Source organism: Leifsonia sp. fls2-241-R2A-40a, assembly GCF_030209575.1.
In the GTDB taxonomy this organism is placed as follows: domain Bacteria; phylum Actinomycetota; class Actinomycetes; order Actinomycetales; family Microbacteriaceae; genus Leifsonia.
Window position 1 is genome coordinate 3,215,149 of record NZ_JARVRS010000001.1, and the last position, 22,593, is coordinate 3,237,741.

Here is a 22,593-nt window from a genome sequence, read left to right on the forward strand (position 1 = left end):
GGTAGCCGGTCGGGCTCCCAGCGGCCCGCGCGTCCGTGGGCTTGTCGGCTTGTGGGCCTGTGGCTTGGGGGCGAGGGTCAGCGGGCGGTGCCGCTGGTCCCGTCGTCGAAACGAGGTGCTTCGTGGCGTGCCGCCCGGCGCGGGGAGTCCACATCCTCGGCGACCGCATCCTGAGCGCGGACCGGCTCAGCGGGAGCATCGGCGCGCGTCGCGGTCGCCGCGTCAGCGCGCGATGCGTCGTCGATGCGGTTGCCGTTCTTGTCGGTGCGCACGTCGGGGTCGACGTGGTCGGCCCGGCGCAGAGCCTCCTCCGACTCGGTGCGCGCGTCTGCCGCGGCCGACTGCCGCTCCTCGGCCTCGCGGCGCAACCGCTCGGCGTCGACCTCCGCCTGCTTGGCGTCCGCGGCAGCGCGAGCGGCCTTCGCCTCACGCTCCCGCGCCTCCAACTCGGTCTGTGCTGCCGACTGCCGCATCTCCTCGGCGCGGCGGCGGTCCGCCTCGCGCTTCCGGTTGCGGCCGACGGTCGCGACGATGATCGCGATCACGGCGATCACCACGACGACGACGACGATCAGAACGATCCATCCAGTTGTGTTCATGCTGCATCACGGTACCCCGGAGTACGCGAATCGCTAGGGGATTGAAGTATTGCAGCGGCTCTGGTCAGATTCCTTCCTCGGCGGTCCAGAGCTCCTCGGCCTCGAGGGTGAGGTCGATCAACTGACGCAGGAGACCACCCATCGATGTCGACTTCAGCAGGGTGTACCTGTCGTACTCGCCCAGAGGGGCGATCGCCGCCAGTTGCCACGCGGCTGCGACGGGATCGTCCGACAGCTCGATGTCCGCATCCGACTCCGGCTCCGCGACGCGGGCGATCACGCGGCGGACGACCGCTTCGGCCTCGGCCCGCAGGGGTTCGAGCGCTTCGGACCACTCCAGCTCCGGCAGCATCGAGAGCTCGGCCCGGGGATACGGGTCGTCGTCGAGCCAGCGCTCGACCGTGAACCGCCGGGTCCCCACGCCGACGATGAGCAGGTCGTCGGCGCCCGCGGTGGCGCCCACGAGACGCGCCATCGTGCCGACCGCGGCGCGCTGGTCGCCGCCCCCGGCTTCGGATCCGCGCTCGATGAGGACGACGCCGAACTCGAACTCCGGTTCGTCCTCGTCGAGCAATCGCCCGACCAGCGTGAGATACCGCGGCTCGAACACCCGAAGCGGGATCGGCACAGCGGGGAACAGCACTGATCCGAGGGGGAACATCGGTGAGGCGGCCATACTCCAGTCAAGCACCGCGGACGTAGAGTGAACAGGTGCCCCGACCGCGCCCCGAGACCCCAGGACCAGGACAGGAGTCCGTGTGGGACTACCCCCGGCCGCCGCGTATCGAGCGCGTCGCGGCGCCAGTCACGATCCGTCTGGGCGGGCAGCTCATCGTGGACACCCGAGACGTCGTCCGGGTGCTCGAGACGAGCCATCCGCCGGTCTACTACCTCCCGATAGGGGACTTCGCACCAGGCGCGCTGGTCGACGCCGACGGTACGTCGTTCTGCGAGTTCAAGGGCACCGCACGGTACCTCGACGTGCGCGGCGGAGGCCAGGTGCGGCCCGCCGGCGCGTGGAACTATCCTCATCCGTCGCCCGGGTTCGAGGCGCTCCGAGACCGTGTCGCCGTCTACGCGCAGCAGATGGACGAGTGCACCGTCGACGGCGAGGTCGTCACGCCGCAGCCCGGAGGCTTCTACGGCGGCTGGATCACGGGTGCCGTCGTCGGTCCCTTCAAGGGGTCTCCCGGGTCGCAACGCTGGTGAACGCCGCTCGGTGCCGGGATTATCGGAGGAAATCGTTCGGAGACACGTCCCGAAGGCAGCAAACGGAGGACGATTGCCCGCCGCCCGGCACTGATCTCCTCCGGTTGCGACGTCAGTAGGGCGGACGGGACTTGAACCCGTGACCGAGGAATTATGAGTTCCCTGCTCTGACCAGCTGAGCTACCGCCCCGATCGTGCGTCCGTCCCGGTCACTCCGGTGCGGGCACGCTGCGGGCCGTATCCGTCTCCGGGTCGGCCACCGGCTCACCACGATACAGGCTTTCGAATGTGCTGATCGTGGTCTGGATGTCGTGCGAGGCGACGATACGGAGCGAACCGCGCTTGAGCACATCCAGCTCCTCCTGCGGGAGGGTGAGCACGCTCTCCAGCTTGTCCGCCAGGTCCTGCGCGTCGCCCGGGCGGAACAGGTGCCCATTCTCGCCGTCGTGGACGAGGTGCGGCAGCGCCATCGCGTCCGCGGCCACCACGGGCAGGGCGGAGGCCATCGCCTCCATGGTCGCGATCGACTGCAGCTCCGCGATCGACGGCATCGCGAACACCGTGGCCCGCGTGTACGCCTGGCGGAGCTCCTCGTCGCTCACGTAGCCGAGGAAGTCGACGCGGTCGGCGATGCCGAGCGTCTCGGCCATGGCCTGCAGGTTCTTCAGCTGGTCGCCGCCGCCGACGATCTGGAGGCGCGCATCCAGGCTCTCGGGGAGCAGCTTGATCGCGTTCAGCAGCACATCGATCTGCTTCTCGCCGGTCACCCGGCCCACGAAGAGGATGTGGTTGCCGGTCCGCGGCGTGAAGTCGGGGATGTAGTTGTGGGCGTCGATGCCGCACGAGACCGCGTGGACGCCGCGCAGGCCGGTCGAGCGCTCGAGGAACTCGGCGGCCTTCCGTGTCGGAGTCGTGACCGCTTCGGCGCGGTCGAAGCTCTTGCGCGCATCCGCCCACGCCAGCTTCACGAACGTCCGCTGGAGGAACTTCGGGAGAAGCGTGAACTCGACGATGTTCTCCGCCATGACGTGGTTGGTGGCGACGATGCGGACGCCGCGCTTCTGCGCCTCCGCGGCCAGACCCCTGCCCACCACGATGTGCGACTGGAAGTGCACCACATCCGGCTTCACCTCGTCGAGCACGCGGCGCGCGTTCGCCTTGCTCGTCCACGGAAGCGCGAAACGGAGCCAGTCGTGCGGGTACCAACGCCAGCTGGTGAGCCGGTGCGCCGTCATCCTGCGACCCTCGTGCTCCTCCACCCACGTGCCGTGCCTTCGGCTCGCGGCGGGAGCGACGATGTGGACGTCGTGGCCCCGGTCGACGAGGCCCGCAGCGAGGCGCTCGGCGAAACGGGCGGCGCCGTTGACGTCCGGCGCGAAGGTGTCGCACCCCATGACGATGGTCAACGGCTTCTGGGCTGCCGGGGCGGGCGGGGTGGGATGCGGTCCGCTCGTATCAGGCACGTTGTTCGTTCCCTACGGTCGTGGGCTTCGGAAGGCGAATCCGGCGACGGCGTTCGCGGTCCGGGCGGGTGGGCGTGCGCCCGGTCGATTCAACGGCCTAGTCTAAGCGGCTTTCCGCAGTGGCGTCCGCAATGCGGTCGGCCACCGGCGCGTCCGATGCGCTCTGCGGGTGGTACTTCGCCAGTCGGAACACGCCGAACACGGCGACCGCACCCGTGACGGCGAAGCCGACCATCGCCCACCACGGGGCGCCGGCGGCCTCGTTCAGCACCACGATGCCGATGGTCACGGCGACCATCGGGTCGATCACGGTGAGGCCTGCGATGACGAGGTCCGGCGGACCGGACGAGTAGGCGTTCTGCACGAAGTAGGCGCCCAGCACGGCCGCCAGCAGCAGCGCGACGATGCAGGCGACGAGCAGCCAGTCCCACTCCTGATTGGAGATGCGGTCGATCGCGACCTTGGCGAGCGTTGCGACGAAGCCGTACAGGACACCGGCCCCGACGATGTAGATGATCGCCTTGAACCGGTGACGCAGGAACGCGAACAGCACGCCGAAGGCGATGAGCACGACCCCGAGGATGATGAGGATGACGATAAGCGCCTGCGTCGTCACCGGCAGATCGCGCGCGAACACGGCCGCCAGGAGGACGAACGCACCGACTCCGCTGACGCACAACGTCACGGCGACCACGGACTGATGGTTGAGCTTCACGCCGCTGACCTTGGCGTTCAGGATGCTCGTGATCACCAGACCGACGACGCCGAGCGGCTGCACCAGGATGAGCGGCGACAGTTTCAGGCTGACGAGCTGGAAGACGATGGCGAGGCCGAGCAGCAGCGTCCCGATCACCCAGGACGGCCGTGCGAGCAGCAGTCCCAGCTGGCGGACGCTCAGACCGCTCTTCGCGTGACCGGCGGTCGCCTCCACCTTGGCGACCCCGTGGTGCTGGAGCTGGGCGCCCACCGACAGGAAGACAGCCCCGACGAGCGCGACCGGGATGCCCAGGAGCTGGCTGGGCTGATAGGAGAGGTCGAAAGCATCCAACAGTTCCGTACCCACCCCACGACCCTACCGGGAATGATCCGGATAGTCTTGCCGAATGGCCGTCCTTCCGATCCGGATCACCGGTGACTCTGTACTCCACTCCCCCGCCCGTCCCGTCGCCGAGATCGACGACGAAGTGCGCGCCCTGGTCGCGGACATGTTCGAGACGATGGACGAGGCGCCCGGTGTCGGCCTCGCCGCTCCGCAAGTGGGCGTCCCGCTCCGACTCTTCGTGTACGGCTGGACGGACGACGACGACGTGATGCACCGCGGTGTCGCGATCAACCCCACGCTGTGGCTCATCCCGCTGGCCGTCGGGGACCCGGACGAGGACTCGGAGTCGGAGGGCTGCCTGTCGTTCCCGGGAGAGCGGTTCCCACTGCGCCGGGCGGAACGCGTCATCCTGCAGGCGACCGACCTCGACGGCTCCGAGTACGAGGTGCGCGCGGACGGCTGGCTGGCCCGCATCTTCCAGCACGAGTACGACCACCTCGACGGCGTGCTGTACGTCGACCGGCTGGTGCACCCGTACGGCAAGGCGGCACTGAAGACGCAGCGCAAGAACAGTTGGGGCGTCCCCGGGCTGAGCTGGTTGCCGGGGCGCGATCACCTGGAGGACTGAGCTCGCGGGCGCGCGCTTCCTTCCGAGAGGCGCGTTTCAGCGCCGCAGGTCGACGCCGTGCACGCCGTTGTGGTGGCGCAGCGCGGGGAACACCGCCGACAGCGTGAAGCCGACCCCCGCGACGGTCTGCGCGGTGAGGGTCCCGCCGAAGAGCGCTGCGCGCTCCCGCATCTCGATGATGCCCGCTCCCTCGTAGTGCTCGGTGAGTGCGCGCACGTCGTCGGCGATCGAGTACGCCGTCGCCTGGTCGACGCCCTCGCGGTCGAGGCCGAGCCGGCGCGCGGCGGCGCGGATGCCGTCATCCTCCACGCTCACCTGCAGGCCGTCGGTCGTCCACGCGAACGCGACGGCCGCATTCGTGCCGGGACCGCCGTGCTTGAGGGCGTTCTCCAGGCTCGTCTGCAGGATGCGGAACACGGCGAGCTCGGCACCCTGCCGGAGTTCGAACCGGTCACCGGTCTCGGAGAACGTGACCGCCAGACCGGCATCCCGCATCACCCGGAACAGGTCGCGGGCGGAGTGCAGGCTCGGCCGGGGGCCGGCGGCGTCCTGCGCCTCCCGGGCCACAGCCTGCAGGCGGCGCAGATCGGCGAGGGCATCACGGGCCGAAGCCTCGAGCGCACCGACCGAGCGCACAGCGGTCGCCGGGTCGGCGTCGGCGGCGTAACGGACACCTTCCGCCTGCGTGACGAGACGTGAGACCGACTGGATCGCCACATCCCCCAGGTCGCCGACGATGCGGAACCTCCCGGCCTGCTCGGCCAGATCGAGCTCGCGGTCGATGCGATCCCACTCGGACTCCTGGCGGGTGTCGCGCAGGCGGACACGACGGCTGCGCTCCCACAGCCAGAGCGCGAGGAAGGCGAGCGTGGCAGCGCCGAGCACGACGGCCACCAGGGCGATGACGTCCATCCCGGCTCCCTTCCTGCCACGCGGCTGCGCGGCCCGGTCGATACTACCGGGCCGCGCAGCGCGGGCGGGCGCCGGCGGTCAGGGGTGTGGATAAGTCCGCCCGCCGCCGGCCGTCCGGGCTCAGGAGCCGTCGCGGTTCGCGCGCAGCACCTCCAGCCGGGCCCGGTACTCCTGCTCGTCGATGTCGCCGTTCGCGTACCGCTGCGCCAGCGTCTGCTCGGCCGAGCGGGTGCCGCCGTTCGGTCCCCAGCCGCCGTACCCGCCGCGGGCCACGGCAGCGCGACGCCAACGGCGCCCGGCGAACCCGAAGATCAGCACGAAGACGAGGATCCAGAAGATCGGGATGAAGATCCACCACCAGCCGAAGAAGTGCGGGCCGTACGCGACGACGCACGGCGCGGAGGCGGCGGCGGTGGCCAGTGAGCTCAACATGATGCCTGTCCAATCTGTGGGTGGCCCGCGCCATCCGCGGACCCTCACTCACAGCCTCGCCACGCGCCGCGCCCGGCGAATCCGCCCGCCGGACCGTTCCCGCCTACTCCCCCGGGAGCACGCGGCGCGGCACAGCAACATCCCGGCGCACCGTCGGAGAAACCGGCGACCTTCTCCGACGCAACGCGGGTGAACGCACCCGCCTCCGTCTGTCGCGATGTCGGACCACGGACGTACGATGCGGCCATGGCACACGACGACGGCAGGCACGACGCGGACGACCGCACGCGCGGGGAAGACCCGGACGACCCGGTCACCGACTACGAGAACGACCAGGCGGAGAACCGGGAGTCCCTCGAGCGCGAGGCCGGGCTGTCGGCCTTCGGCGGCCCGTCCTTCGGCCACCTGTTCGACCAGCAGCCGGATGACGGCGGGTTCGACGCCGAGCACAACCCGTGAGCCGCCAACCCGTGAGCCGCCCGGGCAGCGCCCGCGTACTCCCCGGGGAGTAGCCGCGAGACGCCCCGGGTGGGACGCCGCCCGGATGCGCCCTGGCTAGCATGAGGGAATGCCCTGGAACGCACCCTCCGACCCGGGCTCGACCGCGCGCTCCGACGCAGGCTCCGATCTTTCCCACGGTTGGTCGCGCGCACCCTGGACAGAGCGTCCACGCCCTCCGGGAGTCCGGTGGTTCGCCGTCGTCGTCGCCGCGCTCGTACAGGTCCCCGGCCTCTTCATCGCCGCGCGGGACGCGTCCACCGACCCGATCGCGCTCGGCTTCGCGCTGCTGGCCTTCGCCGCCTCCTTCCTCCTTCTGGGCGGACGACGGTACCCCGGCCCCACGGTCATCGCTGTGGCCGTATTCTGCGCACCGGCGATCGCCGTGACGAGCGGCCCGCCGTTCTCCGCGGTCCCGCTCGCGATCGCCGTCGTCGGCGCGGTCGTGCGCGGTGCGCGCGTGTGGGCGTGGTGGACCCTCGCCGGCTTCGCCGTCCTCGCTCCCGCGGCCGCCTACCTGCTGCGCGGTCAGCCGGCCGCGATGCTGCGGCCCCTGATCATCGCGCTGATCCTGGTGCTGCTCCTCGGAGTCGGCGAGGCGCTGCGTAACCGGCGCGAGCGCTACCGCGAGGTGGCTCGGACGGTCGCCGCCCGGCGCGAGTCGGCCGCCGAAGCCGAACGACTGCGGATCGCGCGCGAACTGCACGACGTGCTCGCCCACTCCCTCTCGCAGATCAGCGTCCAGGCCGGCGTGGGACTGCACCTGTTCGACACGCGCCCCGAGAAGGCCCGCGAGAGCCTGGAGGCGATCAAGGCGACGAGCGGTCAGGCGCTGGAGGAGGTGCGCGGCGTGCTCGGCTTCCTCCGCGGAACCGAGCAGTATGCGGCGCGCTCCCCCGAGCCGGATCTCGCGCGCATCCAAGTGCTGGTCGAGACCTACCGGAAGGCGGGCCTCCAGATGACGTACGAGAATGAACTGACATCGACGCCCTCGGCCGCCACGCAACTGGCGCTGTACCGGATCGTGCAGGAGTCGCTCACCAACGTCGGCCGCCACGCCCAGGCGCGCAGCGTCTCCATCCGGCTGGTCGAGGAGGATGGCTGGTTCGTCCTCACGGTCCAGGACGACGGCCGTGGTCTGCCGGACGGCGGCGCCGACCTCGATGGGTCGGAGGGCAAGGGGATGCTGGGGATGCAAGAGCGCGCCGAACTGCTCGGCGGTCGCTTCGACATCAGGAGCGCCGGAGGCGATGCCGGCGTCGTCGGCGAAGCCACCGGCGGTGTCGTCGTCGAGGCGCGCATCCCGACGATCATCGCGTCGCCCCCGGTCCGCCGCGCGGGCGGTGCGGCATGATCCGGGTGCTGCTGGCCGACGACCAGCTGCTGGTTCGGGCCGGATTCCGGGCCCTCCTCGAGTCCGAGGACGACGTGGAGATCGTCGGCGAGGCCGGAACCGGGCAAGCGGCGGTCGCCCTGGCACGGGAGACGCGTCCCGACGTCGTGCTCATGGACATCCGCATGCCCGACGGCGACGGGTTGTGGGCGACCGGCGAGATCGTCGCCGACCCCTCCCTCGCCGGGACGCGGATCGTCATCGTGACCACGTTCGAACTGGACGAGTACGTCGCACAGGCGATCGTCGCCGGTGCAAGTGGCTTCCTGGTGAAGGACACGGAACCCGTCGAGCTGATCCGCGCCGTGCGCGTGGTCGCGGCCGGGGATGCGCTGCTCTCCCCCGGGGTCACCCGGCGGCTCATCGAGCGCGTCTCAGGCGGCCTGCGCCCCGCCCCCGACACCGCGCAGCTCGAGCAACTGACCGAACGGGAGCGCGAAGTCCTCGGTCTGGTCGCTCACGGCCTGACGAACACGGAGATCGGTGAGCGCCTCTACCTCAGCCCGCTGACGGCGAAGACGCACGTCTCGCGCATCATGACGAAGCTGGATGCGCGCGATCGCGTGCACCTCGTCGTGCTCGCCTATGAGACCGGCCTTGTGCAGCCGGGCTGGCAGTAGCGAAAAGGGACTTCAGCGAAACAAGAAACCCCCGGCCTTCCGTGGAAGGCCGGGGGTTTCGCTTGCTCCCCGACTTGGACTCGAACCAAGAACCTGCCGGTTAACAGCCGGCTGCTCTGCCAATTGAGCTATCGAGGAATGCTTGATCAGCGAAGCTACTCTAGCAAGCTTCGCGGCCCGTCGAGAAATCGAGGCCGCATCCCGCGCGCGTCAACGCCCGGCACCGGCCCAGCGCCCTGCAGACACGCCGCTGAGACGCGGCTGACACCCGCTCAGTACCCCGCCGCCGGGTCGACGACGCCCACGAACCGCCCGTCGTCGAGGAACGCACGCACGTTCAGCCGGATGCGTTCCGCGAGCAGCGGCGCGGTCATCTCGGGCGTGTCCGCCTGATGCGGCGTGATGATCACGCCGGGTTCGTCCCAGAGCGGATGCCCGTCGGGCAGCGGCTCCGGGTCGGTGACGTCGATGCCTGCACCCGCGATCGCACCCGAGCGCAGCGCGGAGAGCAACGCGTCCGTGTCGACGAGGCCGCCGCGCGCGATGTTGACCAGGTACGCGGTCGACTTCATCGCCGCGAACTCGTCCGCGCCGAACAGGTGCCGCGTCCCGCCCGTCAGCGCCGCCGCGACCACGACCAGGTCGGCAGACGGAAGCACGGACGCGAGGCGGTCGGCGGTCACCGTCCGCACCGCTCCGCGAACCGGCGCCTCGGAGCGTCGCACGATGGTGACCCGCGCCCCGAACGGCTCCAGCAGCCGCATCAGCTCGAGCGCGATGCCGCCGGCACCGACGATGACGACGTCGAGCCCGTACAGCGATCGGCCCTCGGGCTCGGTGGCCCACGAACGCGCACGGATCCGCTTCGGCAGCACGCGCAGCAGCGCCAGGCTGAGCACCAGCGCGTGCTCGGCCACCGGCTGGGCGTACGCGCCCTTGGCGCTCGTCCACACCAGCCCTGGACGGTCCTCCGCTGCGATGATGTCGGCGAACGCGTCGACGCCGGCGAACGGCAGCTGCACCCAGCCGATGCCGGGGTGCGCCTCCAGAACGGCCGGGAACGCCGCCGCGTCCTTGTTCGACAGCCACACGACCCCGCGGGTGCGGTCCGACAGCGGCTCGACAGTGCCGCCCGCCGCCTCCACCGCGTCCACGAACTGCTGCTCGGGCTCCGGGAGCACCGCGATCGGTCCCGGTTCCGGCCGCTCGTCGGCGGCAAGCGGGGCGGCCTCCGCCGCGAGCACCGCGCGGTGCCGCGGTCCGCGGTCGCCGTTCACGGGTTGATCGTCGCTCATGAGTTCCCCTTCGCTGCCCGGCGGGTGGTGGCGCGCTGCGGGCGGCGCTCGGTCCGCGCGGCCGGAGGCTTCAGCGCCCGGGCGAGGCCCGCGACGAAAGGATGCGTCGGGTCGGCCAGCACCTCCTCGATCGGCCCGAAGCCCACCGGCCGCCCCGCCTGCAGCACCAGCGAGGTGTCGGTCGCCCGGCGCAGCACGGCGAGGTCGTGACTGACGACGACCGCCGAGAAGCCTTCGTGGGTGCGCAGCTGCGCGAGCAGGTCGATGACCGCGTCGCGCACCGTCGCGTCGATGCCGGCGGTCGGTTCGTCGGCGATCAGGATGCTCGGGCCGAGCACGAGGGCGCGCGCCAGAGCGACGCGCTGCCGCTGGCCGGAGCTCAGCTGGTACGGGTACTTGTTCAACACGCTCAGCGGGAGGTGGACGGTGTCGAGCATCGTGGCCGCGCGCTCGCCGGCCGCACGCCGCGGGTAGTGCTCGTCGCGTTCGAAGATCGGCAGCGCGACGTTGTCCTGCACGCTGAGGGACGGCTCCAGAGTGGCGGCCGCCTCCTGCGGCAGGTAGCCGACGTGGAAGGTCACCTCCGCGAGATCGCGCTTCTTCGCCTTGCGCAGTGGATGCCCGAGCACCGAGGCCTCGCCGCCACTGATCCGGGGTCCCGGCTCGGAGGCGCGAGCCGGAAGCACGCGCCCTGCGAGCACCTGGGCGAGGGTGCTCTTGCCCGATCCCGTCTCGCCGAGAACGCCCAGCACCTGCCCCTTCTCGAGGCGGAAATCGATCCCGCGCAGGGCCACGCATGATGCGCTCGGGCCCCGCGCGGGGTATTCGACGGACAGGTCGCTGACGACGATGGCGGGCTCGGAACTCACATCTTCGACCCTAGGCGCTCTCCGCACGCAACTGGCGCAGGGCCTCCCGCCGGTCGGCCTGTTCGACCGGGTCCGGGACCGGGAGGGAGGCCAGGAGGCGCTGCGTGTACGCCTCTCGCGGGTTGCCGAGCACCTCGGCGCCGGTGCCCTCCTCGACCAGCTTGCCGCGGTGCAGCACCGCGATGCGGTCGGCCAGCAAGTCGACCACAGCCAGGTCGTGACTGATGAACAGGGAGGCGAAACCGAACTCCCGCTGCAGATCCGCGAACAGCTCCAGCACGCGCGCCTGCACCGACACATCCAGGGCCGAGGTCGGCTCGTCGGCGATCAGCAGCGACGGTTCCAGGGCGAGCGCCCGCGCCAGGCTGGCGCGCTGGCGCTGACCGCCGGACAGCTCGTGCGGGTAGCGGTCGCCGTAGGCGCGGGGCAGCTGCACCGCCTCCAGCAGCTCGTCCACGCGGCGACGCGCTTCGGCGGCGGACGACGCCCGTCCGTGCACCACCAGCGGCTCCGCCACGCACTCGGCGATCGTGAGCAGCGGGTTGAAGCTGGACGCCGGGTCCTGGAACACGAACCCGATGTCGCTGCGCACCTTGCGGAAGTGCCGCTCGCGGACGCCGTTCATCTCCTGCCCGAGCACCTGCAGCGAACCGCCGGTGACCCGGTTCAGGCCTGCGATCGCACGACCGATGGTCGTCTTGCCCGAGCCGGACTCGCCCACCAGACCCAGCACCTCGCCCGGCCGGATGTCGAACGACACCCCGTCGACGGCGACGAAGCCGGGACGCCCCAGACGACCCGGGTACTGGATGCGCAGGTCGCGCGCCTGCACGACCGGCGCGAGGATCGGGCGCTCGGCCCGCGCGATCGCGCGATCCTGCGTCGCCGTCAGCCCCTGACCGATCTTCGGCACCGCGGCCAGCAGCTGCCGCGTGTAGTCGGCCTGCGGGTCGGCGAACAGCGTCCGCACATCCGCCTGCTCCACGAGCTTGCCCTGGTACATGACCGCCACGCGGTCGGCGAGGTCGGCGACCACGCCCATGTTGTGGGTGATCAGCACGATCGCCGCACCGAACTCGTCGCGGCACCGGCGCAGCAGGTCGAGGATCTCGGCCTGAACCGTCACATCCAGTGCGGTAGTCGGCTCGTCGGCGACGATCAGCCCGGGGTTGAGCACGAGCGCCATCGCGATGACGATGCGCTGCTTCTGGCCGCCCGAGAACTGGTGCGGGTAGTACTTGACCCGCTTCTCCGGCTCCGGGATGCCCACCCGGTCCAGGATCTCGATGGCGCGCGCCTGCGCCTCCTTCTTCGACAGCTTGGCGTGGGCGCGCAGGCCCTCCGCGATCTGCCAGCCGACCGGATAGACGGGGTTGAGCGCGGTGGACGGCTCCTGGAACACCATCGCGACGTCGGTGCCGCGCACCTCGCGCAGCTTCGACTTGCTGATCGAGACGACATCCGCCTCGGTCTCGCCGTCCCGGCTGCGCAGGATGACCGCGCCGGACGCGGTCGCCGTCTCCGGGAGCAGGCCGAGGATGGTCTTCGCCGTCACCGTCTTGCCCGAACCGGACTCGCCGACGATCGCGAGCACCTCCCCCGGCGCCACCGTCAGGCTCACGCCGTCGACCGCCTTGACGGCACCGGCGTCGGTCGAGAAGGTGACCGACAGGTCCTTGATCTGGACGACGTCGCTCATGGACGCACCTCGATTCCATGCTCGTCGAAGGATTCGCCGCCCTCGAGGCCGTCCACCCCGCCGGGACCGGCGGTGAGGGTCCCACCGGGGACCACCGACGTCTCGGCCACCTGGCCGGAAGCGGCGGCCGCACGTCGGCGCCCGCGCAGACGCGGGTCGGCCAGGTCGTTGAGGCTCTCGCCGACGAGCGTGATGCCGAGCACGACGAGCACGATCGCGAGGCCCGGGTAGATGGAGGTCCACCAGATCCCGCTCGTCACGTCGTCCACGGCCTTGTTGAGGTCGTAGCCCCACTCGGCTGCGGCCGTCGGCTCGATGCCGAACCCGAGGAAGCCCAGGCCCGCGAGGGTCAGGATGGCCTCCGACGAGTTGAGCGTGAAGATCAGCGGCAGCGTACGGGTCGAGTTCCGCAGCACGTGACGGAACATGATCCGCGTGTTGCTCGCGCCGACGACCCGGGCCGACTCGACGTAGGCCTCCGCCTTGATCCGGACGACCTCGGAACGGATCACCCGGAAGTACTGCGGGATGTAGACCACGGTGATCGAGATCGCCGCCGCCAGGATGCCGCCCCACAGGCTCGACTGGCCGCCGCTGATCGCGATGGCCATCACGATGGCGAGGAGCAGAGACGGGAACGCGTAGATCGCGTCGAGGATGACGACGAGCACACGGTCCAGCCAGCCGCCGAAGTATCCCGAGAGGAGGCCGAGCAGCACTCCGAGGAAAATCGACAGGATGACCGCGACGATGATCACCAGGATCGCGGTCTGCGTTCCCCAGATCACGCGCGAGTAGACGTCGTAGCCGCCGGAGGTGGTGCCCCAGATGTGCGCGGCGCTCGGCGGCTGCTGCGCGCCGAACGACTTCCCGTCCGCCTTCGACTGGGCGAACCCGTAGGGCGCGATCAGGGGCGCGAAGATCGACACGAGCACGAACAGCGTCGTCAGCACGAGGCCGGCGACGAGCATCCCGCGCTGCAGGCCGACGCTCTGGCGCAGCTGGTGGACGACGGGCACGCGCTCCCAGAGCGAGCGCTTACGGGAGGTGATGGATGCGGTCGACATCTCAGTACCTCACTCTCGGGTCGATGAGGGCCGCGATGACGTCGACCACGAAGTTGGTGAGGGTGACGATGACCGCCAGCAGCACGACCATGCCTTGCACGGCGACGAAGTCGCGCGCCTGCAGGTAGTGGACGAGCTGGAAGCCCAGGCCCTTCCACTCGAAGGTCGACTCGGTCAGCACCGCGCCACCCAGCAGCAGGGCGATCTGGAGGCCGATGACCGTGATGATCGGGATGAGAGCGGGACGGTACGCGTGCTTGCGCAGCAGCCGCGTCTCCTTGACCCCGCGGGAACGCGCAGCGTCGACGTAGTCGGTGGACAGGGTCCCGATCACGTTGGTGCGCACCAGGCGCAGGAAGATGCCGGCGGTCAGCAGGCCGAGCGCGACGGCGGGCAGGATGGCGTGGGTCAGCACGTCGGCGACGACGGCCGGGTCACCGGTCTGGAACGCGTCGATCAGGTAGATGCCGGTCTTGCCGTCGAGCGTCTGCATCTCCAACTCTGAGCTCGTGGAAGCGCGCCCGGACACCGGGAGCCAGCCCAGCCAGATGGAGAAGATCAGCTTCAGCACGAGGCCGACGAAGAACACGGGCGTCGCGTAGAAGAGGATCGCCATGACGCGGAGGGTCGCATCCTGGGCCTTGTCGCGGAAGTACGCGGCCACCAGGCCCAGCGGGATGCCGACGATGAACGCGACGATCAGGGCGTAGAACGCCAGCTCGAGGGTCGCGGCGCCGTACGTGAGCAGCACCTGCGTGACCGGCTGATTGTCGGTGAACGTCGTACCGAAGTCGCCGCGGAGCAGCTGGCCCAGATACTCGAGGTACTGGACGATGATCGGCCGGTCGTAGCCGGCCTCGTGCACGCGCTGCGCGAGCTGCGCCGGAGGCAGCTTGCCGCCGAGCGCGGCCGTGATGGGGTCACCCGTCGACCGCATCAGGAAGAATACGACGGTGACGAGGATGAAGATGGTGGGGATGATGAGGACGGCGCGGACCAGGATGTAGCGGCCGAGGCCGCCTCCCGATCGTCGCTTCGCGTTCGTCCGTTCTGGCCCGGGGGCGGTCCCGGCCGCCGGGGCGCTGACAGTCGCTGTCATGGAAGCCAATCGTGGTGGTTCGTGGAAGGGGGTGGCTCGCTGCGTGAGCGAGCCACCCCCCGGTTCGGCTCAGAGCTGGTGGCTCGGTGCCGGATTACTTCGAAAGGGCCGCGTAGCGGAACTTGAAGGAGGCGTCGAGCGTCTTGTCCGCGCCCGACACGCCCTTGGCGACGACGGCGATCTGCGAGCCCTGCAGCAGCGGCAGGGTGCTCAGGTCGGCGCCCACCTTGGCCTGGATCTCCTCGATCAGCTTGGTGCGCTCGCCCTTGTCGGTCGTGCCCGCCTGCTTCGCGATGAGGTCCTGGACCTCGGGGTTGTCGTAGTGGTTCGCCAGGAAGTTGTCCTTGATGAAGAACGGCGACAGGTAGTTGTCGGCGTCGGAGTAGTCCGGGAACCAGCCGAGCTGGTAGGCCGGGTAGACGTCGGCGGTGCGGTCCTTGGAGTACTGCACCCACTCGGTCGACTGCAGGTTGACCTTGAACAGGCCGCCGTTCTCCAGCTGCTCCTTGACCAGCGCGTACTCGTCACCCGAGGACGGGCCGTAGTGGTCCGGGTTGTACTGGAGGTTCAGCGAGACCGGGGTGGTCACGCCGGCCGACTGCAGTGCCTGCTTCGCCTTGTCGAGGCTCGGTCCGCCGTTGCCGTCGCCGTAGAGGTCCTTCAGGACCGTGGTGGCGCCGGTGAGGCCGTCCGGAACGTACGAGTAGAGCGGGGTGTACGTGCCCTTGTAGACCTGGTCGGCGATCGCCGAGCGGTCGACGAGGTCGGCCGCGGCCTGACGCACCGCGAGAGCCTTCTTGGGGTCGGCGTTCTGCGTGGTCGCGCCGTACGGCTGGGTGTTGAAGTTGAACACGATGTAACGGGACTCGCCACCCGGGCCCTTGACGACCTTGACCTTGTTGTTGCCCTCGAGGCTCGAGATGTCCGTCGCCGAGAGGCTGCGGTACGCGACGTCGATCGCGTTCTTCTGGATGTCGAGCTTCAGGTTCGACGACTCGGCGTAGTACTTGACGTTGACCTTGTCGGTCGCCGGCTTTCCGAGGATGCCCTTGTAGTCAGGGTTCGCCTTGTACGCGATCAGGTTGTTGAAGTCGTAGCTCGTGATGTCGTACTGACCGGCGAAGGGGTGACCCTTGACGATGGTGTTGTCCGGCGTGACCTTGTCGGCCGAGAAGACCTGCTCATCCACGATCGGGCCGGCGGGGCTCGAGAGCACCTGCGGGAACGTCTGGTCGTTCGGGACCTTGAGCTTGAACACGACGGTGGTCTTGTCCGGGGTCGAGACGCTGTCGAGGTTCGCCAGCAGCGACGCGGGACCGTTCGGGTCGTTGATCTTGCTCTGACGGTCGAAGGTGAACTTCACGTCGGATGAGGTGAGGTCGTGACCGTTCGCGAACTTCAGACCCGGCTTGAGCTTGACCGTGTACTCGGTCGGCGAGGTGAAGTCGGCGCTCTCGGCGATGTCCGGCTTGACGTCCGGGCTGCCGTACGGGGTGTTCAGAAGGAACGGGTACACCTGGTTCATCACGGCGAAGGAGCCGTTGTCGTACGAGCCGGCGGGGTCGATCGAGGTGATCTTGTCGGTCGTGCCGACGGTGATGGCGCCGCCGCCACCGCCGGAGTTGTTGTTGCTCCCCGAGCAGCCGGCGAGCACCAGTGCCGCGGCCGCGAACGCGGCGGAGACGGCGAGCAGGCGCCGTCCACCGTTCTGTGCGGATGTCATATCCGAATACCTCTTCCTGGTGTGGGATCGCGGCGGCGTCGTCGCAGGCATGCGGGATCGCCCATCGCGTGAGAACTTTCCTAGCACGGAATGGTCGTCAATCCCGCATCAGGATGCGATTGCGGGCGCGATCTTTACACGGACGCAACAAAAGAGCGGTTCTCGGCCGAGCCGGTGAAGGATTCCGCAGAGGGGTCGTCCGCCGATTATTCGCCGCGCAGGCGGCGGCGTTCGGATTCGATCGCCACCATGGCGAGCGAGATCTGCCGGCGCGTCTCGGGGTCGTCGGTGCGCCCCAGCCGAGCGGTCAACTCGGCCTTCTCGCGCAGCAGGTCGCGGTCGATCAGGCCGTCGACGATGGAGCGGGCGTAGCGACCGGCGTCTCCGCCCTGAGGCAGTTCGGCGACGGCCAGGCCGTTCACCATCGGCGCGTAGGCCTGCGGGACCTCCGCGAGGACGCGCTCGACCCATCCCGGCTGCGTCATCGTCGAGAGCTGGCTGGCGATCGCATCCCGCACCACGGCGTGGGTCGGGTTCGCGAACGGCACCTGCATGGCGCGGGCGGCGCGCTCGGTCCCGACCTCGCCCGGGAGTTGGAGGAGCACCATCAGGCTCTCGCGCTCCGTCCGCTGCGTGGGGTCGGCCAGCTCAGCGCGGGACGGCTGCGGCAGGCTGTCGCCACCCGGACCGGAGCGGCCGTCGGCGCCGCCCTGGGATGGACCGCGGGAGTCGTCACGGGATGAGCCGTGCGAGCCCGAGCGCTGGGCCGCGCGCACGGCGCGGATCGCATCCTGCAGGTCCGCACCGGAGAGGCGCGCGAGCTCTCGGGTGTAGCCGTTCTGAGAGGCGGGATCGCGGATCGTCGCCACGATGGGCGCGCCGGCGCGCAGGGCCGCGGCGCGGCCCTCGACCGAATCGAGGTCGAAACGCTCGACGACCTGGCGGATCATGAACTCGAACATCGGCTTGCGGGCGTCGATCATGCGCCGGACCGCGTCGTCGCCCTTGGTCAGCCGGAGGTCGCACGGGTCGAGCCCGTCGGGGCCGACGGCGACGTACGTCTGCGCCGAGAAGCGCTGCTCCTCGCCGAACGCGCGCGTCGCGGCCTTCTGGCCCGCGGCATCCGGGTCGAAGGTGAAGATGACCGAGCCCTGACTGTTGTCGTCGCCCATCACGCGTCGGATCACCTTGATGTGGTCGACGCCGAACGACGTGCCGCAGGTCGCGACGGCGGTGGTGATCCCCGCGAGGTGGCAGGCCATGACGTCGGTGTAGCCCTCGACCACGACGACCTGGTCCTGCCGCGAGATGTCGCGCTTCGCGAGGTCGAGGCCGTAGAGCACCTGCGCCTTCTTGTAGACCGGGGTCTCCGGCGTGTTCAGGTACTTGGGGCCCTTGTCGTCGTCGAGCAGCCGGCGCGCGCCGAAGCCGATGGTCTGGCCGGTGACGTCGCGGATCGGCCAGATCAGCCGGCCGCGGAAGCGGTCGTAGACACCGCGGTCGCCCTGCGACACGAGCCCGGCCGTGAGGAGCTCCTCCTGCGTGAAGCCCTTGCCGCGGAGGTGCTTGGTGAGTTCATCCCAGCTCTTGGGCGCGTAACCCACTCCGAAGTGTGCTGCGGCGGCCGCGTCGAAGCCGCGCTCGCCGAGGAAGCGACGGCCCGGGTCCGCGTCGGGGGCTGAGAGCCGGTCGCGGAAGAACTCCTCGGCAGCGGCGTTGGCGGCGAGCAGGCGGGCCCGGTTGCCGGAACCTTCCGACGGTCCGCCGCCGCCCTCCTCGTAGTGCAGCTGGTAGCCGATGCGGGCGGCGAGGCGCTCGACCGCGTCGGTGAAGGACACGTGGTCCATCTTGAGGAGGAACTCGTAGACGTCGCCGCCCTCGCCGCAGCCGAAGCAGTGGTACCGGCCGACCCCCGGACGGACGTAGAAGCTCGGGCTCTTCTCGTCGTGGAACGGGCACAGGCCCTTGAGCGCTCCGACGCCGCCGGTCTTCAGGCTGACGTAGTCGCCGACGATGTCGCCGATGTTGGTGCGAGCCTTGACCTCTTCGATGTCGCTTTGTCGAATTCGGCCGGCCATAGTTCGATTCTAGTGAGCCGGGCCGACGCTTCGTCCGGGCGGCGGGAATCTGTGGATGACGCGCCGCCGCTTCCGTGGCGCAGGGTCACTCCCCCGGCGGCCGCCTCCGTCGCGTGTTCTGGGCGATCTCGATGATGGCGCAGAACACCTCGATGCCGACGCGCAGCAGCAGCACGCTCAGCATGGCGCCCACCAGCGTGATGAGCACGCCGAACAGGAAGACGAACGCGCCGATGGGAGCGTGCGTCGCGATGGCCGACGTGAGCGAGTTCGCGAACCCGACAACGATGCCGAGACCGATGAGCACGAGCCCCACCACGTAGACGGGGCCGGCCAGCTTGCGCGTGACGTAGTTGGTGAAGGTGAAGTCGAACAGCGAGGAGAAGAAGCGCGAGTCGTCGAGGCGGTCGGCGAGGTCGTTGACCGTGCGGCCGTAGGGCGCGTGGGCGTGCGGAGCGGGGTGGGCGTTCGGGTCGGTGGATGCGGTCGCGTGCGTCGCGTCCGGTGCTCCCACCGGCGGGGCGTCGGCGGCGGTCGTCGCGTCGGTTGGTACTGCGTCACCGGCGTCGATCCGCTCGGTCGGCAGCGCGTCGGGCAGGGAATCCGCCGGGACGGCGGCCGGTGCGGGGGCCGCGGCGGTGTCGACGGATGCGTCCCGCTCGCCCGAGGGGCGAGTCGTTGCGGGCGGCGCCGTTTGCGCACGGGTTTCCGCCGGGACAGCGGCGGCCGCCGTGGTCGCCGCGGCTGTTGTGGTCGTCGAGGCGCTTGCCGCGGTTGGCGCCGTCGGGCGGGCGTAGAGCTCCTCCGCAGTGGGAAGGCGCTTCGTCGTGGCGGCATCGACGTCGGCGTCGGTGTCCGCGATCGGCTCGGCGGGCGACGAGGACGTGTCGCTCGGGGCAGGCTGCGCAGCGACCGCGGCCGCTGCTTCCGGGGCCGCCGCCTCGGGAGCGAGGGGCTCACGGGCGCCGAGGGTGGCATCCATGATGCCGGGCGCCTCCCCTTCCGGCGCGATCGCCGCGGGCTTGGTGGTGGTGCGGCGCGTGCGCGGCGTCGGCGTCTTCTTGGCCGTGGATGCCGCGCGCGCGGGCTTGGCGGCGGCCGGCGCCTTCGCATCGTCGGCCGGCTTCGCGGTGCCGGTCGTCTTCGCTGCGCCGGCGGCCTTGCCGGTTCCCGCGGGCTTCGCGGTTCCCGCTGCTCCGGCCGTTTTGGAGGTGCCTGCGCGGGTCGCCCGAGGTGCGCCGCTTCCGGCGGACGTGCGCGGCGCGCGGCGGGGGGCCTCCGGCGCGGCGGGGACCGCCTGCGCCGTTTCGCCCGCTGCCGACTCGTCCGCCGACGCGCCCGCTGCGGGGCGGTCGCCGTCCGACGGTGGTAGTGCGGTGCTCATTCGTCTCCTCCCGAAGGCCTGACCTCCAGCATTCTGCACAGTGGCACGGTATTCAAGCCCGGCTGTGCGCCCATCCGCGCTTCGTGCAGGATCAGTGCTGCACGAGCCGCTCGTACCAGCTCAGCGCGGACTGGTCCGTGAGACTGGCGACCTGGTCGACGACCGCACGCCGGCGCTCCGTATCGGTAGATGCCGCCCGCCAGTCCTCCGCGAATCCCGGGTCGAGTTCCGCCGGCCCGCGCTGGTACAGCAGGTCGGCGAGGGTGGTGAGGATCTGCCGCTGCTGCGCGTAGATCGGCTGTCGGGTGTTCCGCGACATCACGAAGGTCGCGACGATGCCCTTGAGCACGGCGATCTCGGCGCGGATGCCCGCGGGGACCACGACGTCGGCGCCGAAACGGATCAGGTCGGTCCGTCCGGCAGATTCCTTCGTCGCGTGCACCGCCGCGTGGGCGAAGCGCCCGATGAGCTGGCTGGTCAGGTTCTTCAGCCGGGCCTGCGAGCGGCGCGAACCGTCCCAGCCGTCGAGCCAGATGTCCATGCTGTCGAGCCGGTCGAACGCCTCGATGAGGTCCTGGTGACTCACCTCGCCGCCGATCCATTCGTGCATCGACTCGACCAGGTCTTCGTGGTCGACCCGGCTGCCGAGCGCGGCGACGTCGATGTAGCCGTTCACGACCGCATCCTCGAAGTCGTGCACGGAGTAGGCGATGTCGTCGGAGAGGTCCATCACCTGCGCCTCGATGCAGCGCTGACGCTCGGGTGCGCCGGCGCGCATCCACTCAAACACCGCGTGGTCGTCGGCGTAGAAGCCGAACTTGGCGCGTCCGCTCGGGTCGGCGACCGAGTTGGACGCAGGCCACGGATACTTGCAGCTCGCGTCGAGACTCGCGCGTGTCAGGTTCAGCCCGTAGGGCCGGCCGTCGCGGCCGAAAACCTTGGGCTCGAGGCGCGTCAGCAGCCGAAGCGTCTGAGCGTTGCCCTCGAAGCCGCCGATGTCCTCCGCCCACGCGTTGAGCGCGCGCTCGCCGTTGTGACCGAACGGAGGGTGTCCGATGTCGTGGGCGAGGCACGCGGTGTCGACGATGTCCGGATCGAGCCCGAGGCTGTTGGCGAGCTCGCGGCCGACCTGGGCGACCTCGAGCGAGTGGGTGAGCCGGTTGCGGGCGAAATCGAGCCCCGCGGTCGGGCTGAGCACCTGCGTCTTCGCGGCGAGCCGGCGGAGTGCGCTCGAGTGGAGGAGCCGGGCGCGGTCGCGCGCGAAGTCGCTGCGCCGGTTGGAGTGATGCTCCGGCAGCCACCGCTCGCGGTCGTGCTCGGAGTACGCGTCGGCCGTCTCGACGGCGCCGGGCGTCTGCGGGATCGAGGCCACCTCATCCACCACTGTTGTGCACCTCCGCGTCGGCGACCTCGGCGCGCTGTGCGCCGTCGAGCTCGCGGCTGAGCAGCCAGCCGTCAGGGAGGGCGGGTCGCTTCGGCGAACCGGCGCGTCCGCGCTGGCCCTCTGCGGCCTCGCCGGGATACTCCTGGTCCCAGTCCAGGGTGGCGAGCAGTTCATCGAGGTGCTCGAGCGTGTCGACGGTGGCGAGGCTCGCGCGAAGGTCTCCCCCGACCGGGTAGCCCTTGAAGTACCAGGCGACGTGCTTGCGGATGTCGCGGCAGCCGCGCTCCTCGCTGTCGAAGAACTCGACGAGCAGCTCGGCGTGCCGGCGGAAGGTCTGCGCGACCTGACCGAGGGTGGGATGCGCCTGGGCGGCAGCGGCCTCCTCCGGGCTGATCTCGCCGGCGCGAGCGCGGAACGCCGCCGCGAGGTCGCCGAACAGCCACGGGCGGCCCAGGCAGCCGCGGCCCACCACGACGCCGTCGCAGCCGGTCTCCTCGACCATCCGGATGGCGTCGGCCGCGGACCAGATGTCGCCGTTGCCCAAGACAGGGGTGGAGCTCACGGTCTCTTTGAGCTTCGCGATCGCCGACCAGTCCGCCTGGCCGGAGTAGAACTCGGCGGCGGTGCGGGCGTGCAGCGCCATCGAGGCCACACCGGCGCCCTCGGCGATCCGCCCCGCCTCGAGGAAGGTCAGGTGCTCGTCGTCGATTCCCTTGCGCATCTTGATCGTCAGCGGGATGTCGCCGGCCGCCTTCACCGCGCCCTCGACGATGTCGCGGAAGTGCCCCAGCTTCCAGGGCAGGGCGGCCCCACCGCCCTTGCGGGTCACCTTGGGAACGGGGCAGCCGAAGTTGAGGTCGATGTGGTCGGCGCGGTCCTCCGCGACGAGCATGGTGACCGCCTCGCGGACCGTGTGCGGGTCGACGCCGTAGAGCTGGATGGAGCGCGGCGTCTCCGACTCGTGGTGCGTGATCAGGCGGAGGGACTCCGGCGTGCGCTCGACGAGCGCGCGCGAGGTGATCATCTCGCTGACGTACAGCCCGGCACCGAACTCGCGGCACAGCCGCCGGAACGCGGTGTTGGTGATCCCGGCCATCGGCGCGAGGACCACGGGCACGTCGAGCGCCAGCGGACCGATGGTCAGCTGGGGGGCGTGGCTTATGGTGGCAGTGGTAGACATCTCACTCGATTCTCCCAGA

21 protein-coding genes and 2 tRNA genes are annotated in these 22,593 nt (G+C 70.2%); 5 read left to right on the top strand and 18 right to left on the bottom strand.

Features of this window, described 5'->3' with window-relative positions; translation table 11 throughout:
* Nucleotides 1-77: 77 nt before the first annotated feature.
* On the bottom strand, nt 78-599 hold the full coding sequence (locus QRN40_RS15880; protein WP_285116795.1) for a hypothetical protein: 522 nt from the start codon (nt 597-599) through the stop codon (nt 78-80).
* A 64-nt stretch (nt 600-663) separates the two neighbouring features.
* Nucleotides 664-1,275: an LON peptidase substrate-binding domain-containing protein gene (locus QRN40_RS15885; RefSeq protein ID WP_285116796.1), complete on the bottom strand. Its 612-nt coding sequence runs from the start codon at nt 1,273-1,275 to the stop codon at nt 664-666.
* A gap of 35 nt (nt 1,276-1,310) precedes the next feature.
* Here QRN40_RS15885 and QRN40_RS15890 point away from each other — a divergent pair, with 35 nt between their 5' ends.
* Complete coding sequence (locus QRN40_RS15890; protein WP_285116799.1) at nt 1,311-1,808, top strand: DUF427 domain-containing protein; 498 nt, start codon at nt 1,311-1,313, stop codon at nt 1,806-1,808.
* A 116-nt stretch (nt 1,809-1,924) separates the two neighbouring features.
* Here QRN40_RS15890 and QRN40_RS15895 read toward each other — a convergent pair.
* The 3 genes from QRN40_RS15895 to QRN40_RS15905 form a co-directional block, all read right to left on the bottom strand.
* Nucleotides 1,925-1,998 (bottom strand) — tRNA-Ile (locus tag QRN40_RS15895).
* A gap of 19 nt (nt 1,999-2,017) precedes the next feature.
* Nucleotides 2,018-3,271 (bottom strand): glycosyltransferase, encoded by a 1,254-nt coding sequence (locus QRN40_RS15900; protein WP_285116801.1) that lies wholly within the window; start codon nt 3,269-3,271, stop codon nt 2,018-2,020.
* A gap of 97 nt (nt 3,272-3,368) precedes the next feature.
* Entirely contained in the window at nt 3,369-4,334 is a 966-nt protein-coding gene (locus tag QRN40_RS15905) for a DMT family protein (protein WP_285116803.1), read from the bottom strand.
* Nucleotides 4,335-4,374: 40 nt separating this feature from the next.
* Between QRN40_RS15905 and def the strand changes: the two genes are divergently transcribed.
* Complete coding sequence (gene def / locus QRN40_RS15910) at nt 4,375-4,941, top strand: peptide deformylase (protein WP_285116805.1); 567 nt, start codon at nt 4,375-4,377, stop codon at nt 4,939-4,941.
* Nucleotides 4,942-4,977: 36 nt separating this feature from the next.
* On the opposite strand, the gene QRN40_RS15915 is transcribed toward def, so the two are convergent.
* Together QRN40_RS15915 and QRN40_RS15920 are read right to left on the bottom strand one after the other, a co-directional pair.
* Entirely contained in the window at nt 4,978-5,853 is an 876-nt protein-coding gene (locus QRN40_RS15915; protein ID WP_285116807.1) for a sensor histidine kinase, read from the bottom strand.
* 120 nt (nt 5,854-5,973) lie between these two features.
* On the bottom strand, nt 5,974-6,285 hold the full coding sequence (locus QRN40_RS15920) for an SHOCT domain-containing protein (protein ID WP_285116808.1): 312 nt from the start codon (nt 6,283-6,285) through the stop codon (nt 5,974-5,976).
* Between the two features lie 246 nt (nt 6,286-6,531).
* Between QRN40_RS15920 and QRN40_RS15925 the strand changes: the two genes are divergently transcribed.
* From QRN40_RS15925 to QRN40_RS15935, 3 genes are all read left to right on the top strand, one after another.
* The gene (locus QRN40_RS15925) at nt 6,532-6,744 is read left to right on the top strand and encodes a hypothetical protein (RefSeq protein WP_285116811.1); all 213 of its coding nucleotides are present in this window, start codon (nt 6,532-6,534) and stop codon (nt 6,742-6,744) included.
* A 109-nt stretch (nt 6,745-6,853) separates the two neighbouring features.
* Complete coding sequence (locus QRN40_RS15930) at nt 6,854-8,137, top strand: sensor histidine kinase (RefSeq protein ID WP_285116812.1); 1,284 nt, start codon at nt 6,854-6,856, stop codon at nt 8,135-8,137.
* Complete coding sequence (locus QRN40_RS15935) at nt 8,134-8,796, top strand: response regulator (protein WP_285116813.1); 663 nt, start codon at nt 8,134-8,136, stop codon at nt 8,794-8,796. The genes QRN40_RS15930 and QRN40_RS15935 overlap by 4 nt, the downstream gene beginning before the upstream one ends.
* Nucleotides 8,797-8,861: 65 nt before the next feature.
* Here QRN40_RS15935 and QRN40_RS15940 read toward each other — a convergent pair.
* The 11 genes from QRN40_RS15940 to dusB form a co-directional block, all read right to left on the bottom strand.
* Nucleotides 8,862-8,934, bottom strand: a tRNA-Asn gene (locus QRN40_RS15940).
* A gap of 134 nt (nt 8,935-9,068) precedes the next feature.
* Entirely contained in the window at nt 9,069-10,091 is a 1,023-nt protein-coding gene (locus QRN40_RS15945; protein WP_285116814.1) for a D-isomer specific 2-hydroxyacid dehydrogenase family protein, read from the bottom strand.
* Complete coding sequence (locus QRN40_RS15950; protein WP_285116815.1) at nt 10,088-10,960, bottom strand: ATP-binding cassette domain-containing protein; 873 nt, start codon at nt 10,958-10,960, stop codon at nt 10,088-10,090. The genes QRN40_RS15945 and QRN40_RS15950 overlap by 4 nt, the downstream gene beginning before the upstream one ends.
* Nucleotides 10,961-10,970: 10 nt before the next feature.
* On the bottom strand, nt 10,971-12,659 hold the full coding sequence (locus QRN40_RS15955) for an ABC transporter ATP-binding protein (protein ID WP_285116818.1): 1,689 nt from the start codon (nt 12,657-12,659) through the stop codon (nt 10,971-10,973).
* A complete protein-coding gene (locus tag QRN40_RS15960) occupies nt 12,656-13,726 on the bottom strand; it encodes an ABC transporter permease (protein ID WP_285116820.1) in 1,071 nt (356 codons plus the stop codon). Before QRN40_RS15960 ends, QRN40_RS15955 begins: the two co-directional genes overlap by 4 nt.
* Nucleotide 13,727: 1 nt before the next feature.
* Nucleotides 13,728-14,825, bottom strand: a complete 1,098-nt coding sequence (locus QRN40_RS15965; RefSeq protein WP_285116822.1) for an ABC transporter permease — start codon at nt 14,823-14,825, stop codon at nt 13,728-13,730.
* A 94-nt stretch (nt 14,826-14,919) separates the two neighbouring features.
* Complete coding sequence (locus tag QRN40_RS15970) at nt 14,920-16,548, bottom strand: ABC transporter substrate-binding protein (protein ID WP_285116823.1); 1,629 nt, start codon at nt 16,546-16,548, stop codon at nt 14,920-14,922.
* Nucleotides 16,549-16,754: 206 nt separating this feature from the next.
* Nucleotides 16,755-18,626, bottom strand: coding sequence for a DNA primase (gene dnaG / locus QRN40_RS15975; RefSeq protein WP_285116825.1), 1,872 nt, complete (start codon nt 18,624-18,626; stop codon nt 16,755-16,757).
* An 85-nt stretch (nt 18,627-18,711) separates the two neighbouring features.
* The gene (locus QRN40_RS15980) at nt 18,712-20,010 is read right to left on the bottom strand and encodes a DUF4282 domain-containing protein (protein ID WP_285116827.1); all 1,299 of its coding nucleotides are present in this window, start codon (nt 20,008-20,010) and stop codon (nt 18,712-18,714) included.
* Nucleotides 20,011-20,101: 91 nt separating this feature from the next.
* Nucleotides 20,102-21,394: a deoxyguanosinetriphosphate triphosphohydrolase gene (locus QRN40_RS15985; RefSeq protein WP_285116830.1), complete on the bottom strand. Its 1,293-nt coding sequence runs from the start codon at nt 21,392-21,394 to the stop codon at nt 20,102-20,104.
* On the bottom strand, nt 21,384-22,574 hold the full coding sequence (gene dusB / locus QRN40_RS15990) for a tRNA dihydrouridine synthase DusB (RefSeq protein WP_285116833.1): 1,191 nt from the start codon (nt 22,572-22,574) through the stop codon (nt 21,384-21,386). The genes QRN40_RS15985 and dusB overlap by 11 nt, the downstream gene beginning before the upstream one ends.
* Nucleotides 22,575-22,593: the final 19 nt, after the last annotated feature.

Bases quoted from the DNA above. Each gene is read 5' to 3' on its own strand.
- QRN40_RS15965 (WP_285116822.1), bottom strand. From the start codon at position 14,825: ATGACAGCGACTGTCAGCGCCCCGGCGGCCGGGACCGCCCCCGGGCCA.
- QRN40_RS15880 (WP_285116795.1), bottom strand. From the start codon at position 599: ATGAACACAACTGGATGGATCGTTCTGATCGTCGTCGTCGTCGTGGTG.
- QRN40_RS15970 (WP_285116823.1), bottom strand. From the start codon at position 16,548: ATGACATCCGCACAGAACGGTGGACGGCGCCTGCTCGCCGTCTCCGCC.
- QRN40_RS15925 (WP_285116811.1), top strand. From the start codon at position 6,532: ATGGCACACGACGACGGCAGGCACGACGCGGACGACCGCACGCGCGGG.
- QRN40_RS15935 (WP_285116813.1), top strand. From the start codon at position 8,134: ATGATCCGGGTGCTGCTGGCCGACGACCAGCTGCTGGTTCGGGCCGGA.
- QRN40_RS15960 (WP_285116820.1), bottom strand. From the start codon at position 13,726: ATGTCGACCGCATCCATCACCTCCCGTAAGCGCTCGCTCTGGGAGCGC.
- QRN40_RS15915 (WP_285116807.1), bottom strand. From the start codon at position 5,853: ATGGACGTCATCGCCCTGGTGGCCGTCGTGCTCGGCGCTGCCACGCTC.
- QRN40_RS15980 (WP_285116827.1), bottom strand. From the start codon at position 20,010: ATGAGCACCGCACTACCACCGTCGGACGGCGACCGCCCCGCAGCGGGC.
- dnaG (WP_285116825.1), bottom strand. From the start codon at position 18,626: ATGGCCGGCCGAATTCGACAAAGCGACATCGAAGAGGTCAAGGCTCGC.
- QRN40_RS15885 (WP_285116796.1), bottom strand. From the start codon at position 1,275: ATGGCCGCCTCACCGATGTTCCCCCTCGGATCAGTGCTGTTCCCCGCT.
- QRN40_RS15920 (WP_285116808.1), bottom strand. From the start codon at position 6,285: ATGTTGAGCTCACTGGCCACCGCCGCCGCCTCCGCGCCGTGCGTCGTC.
- QRN40_RS15945 (WP_285116814.1), bottom strand. From the start codon at position 10,091: ATGAGCGACGATCAACCCGTGAACGGCGACCGCGGACCGCGGCACCGC.
- QRN40_RS15955 (WP_285116818.1), bottom strand. From the start codon at position 12,659: ATGAGCGACGTCGTCCAGATCAAGGACCTGTCGGTCACCTTCTCGACC.
- def (WP_285116805.1), top strand. From the start codon at position 4,375: ATGGCCGTCCTTCCGATCCGGATCACCGGTGACTCTGTACTCCACTCC.
- QRN40_RS15930 (WP_285116812.1), top strand. From the start codon at position 6,854: ATGCCCTGGAACGCACCCTCCGACCCGGGCTCGACCGCGCGCTCCGAC.
- dusB (WP_285116833.1), bottom strand. From the start codon at position 22,574: ATGTCTACCACTGCCACCATAAGCCACGCCCCCCAGCTGACCATCGGT.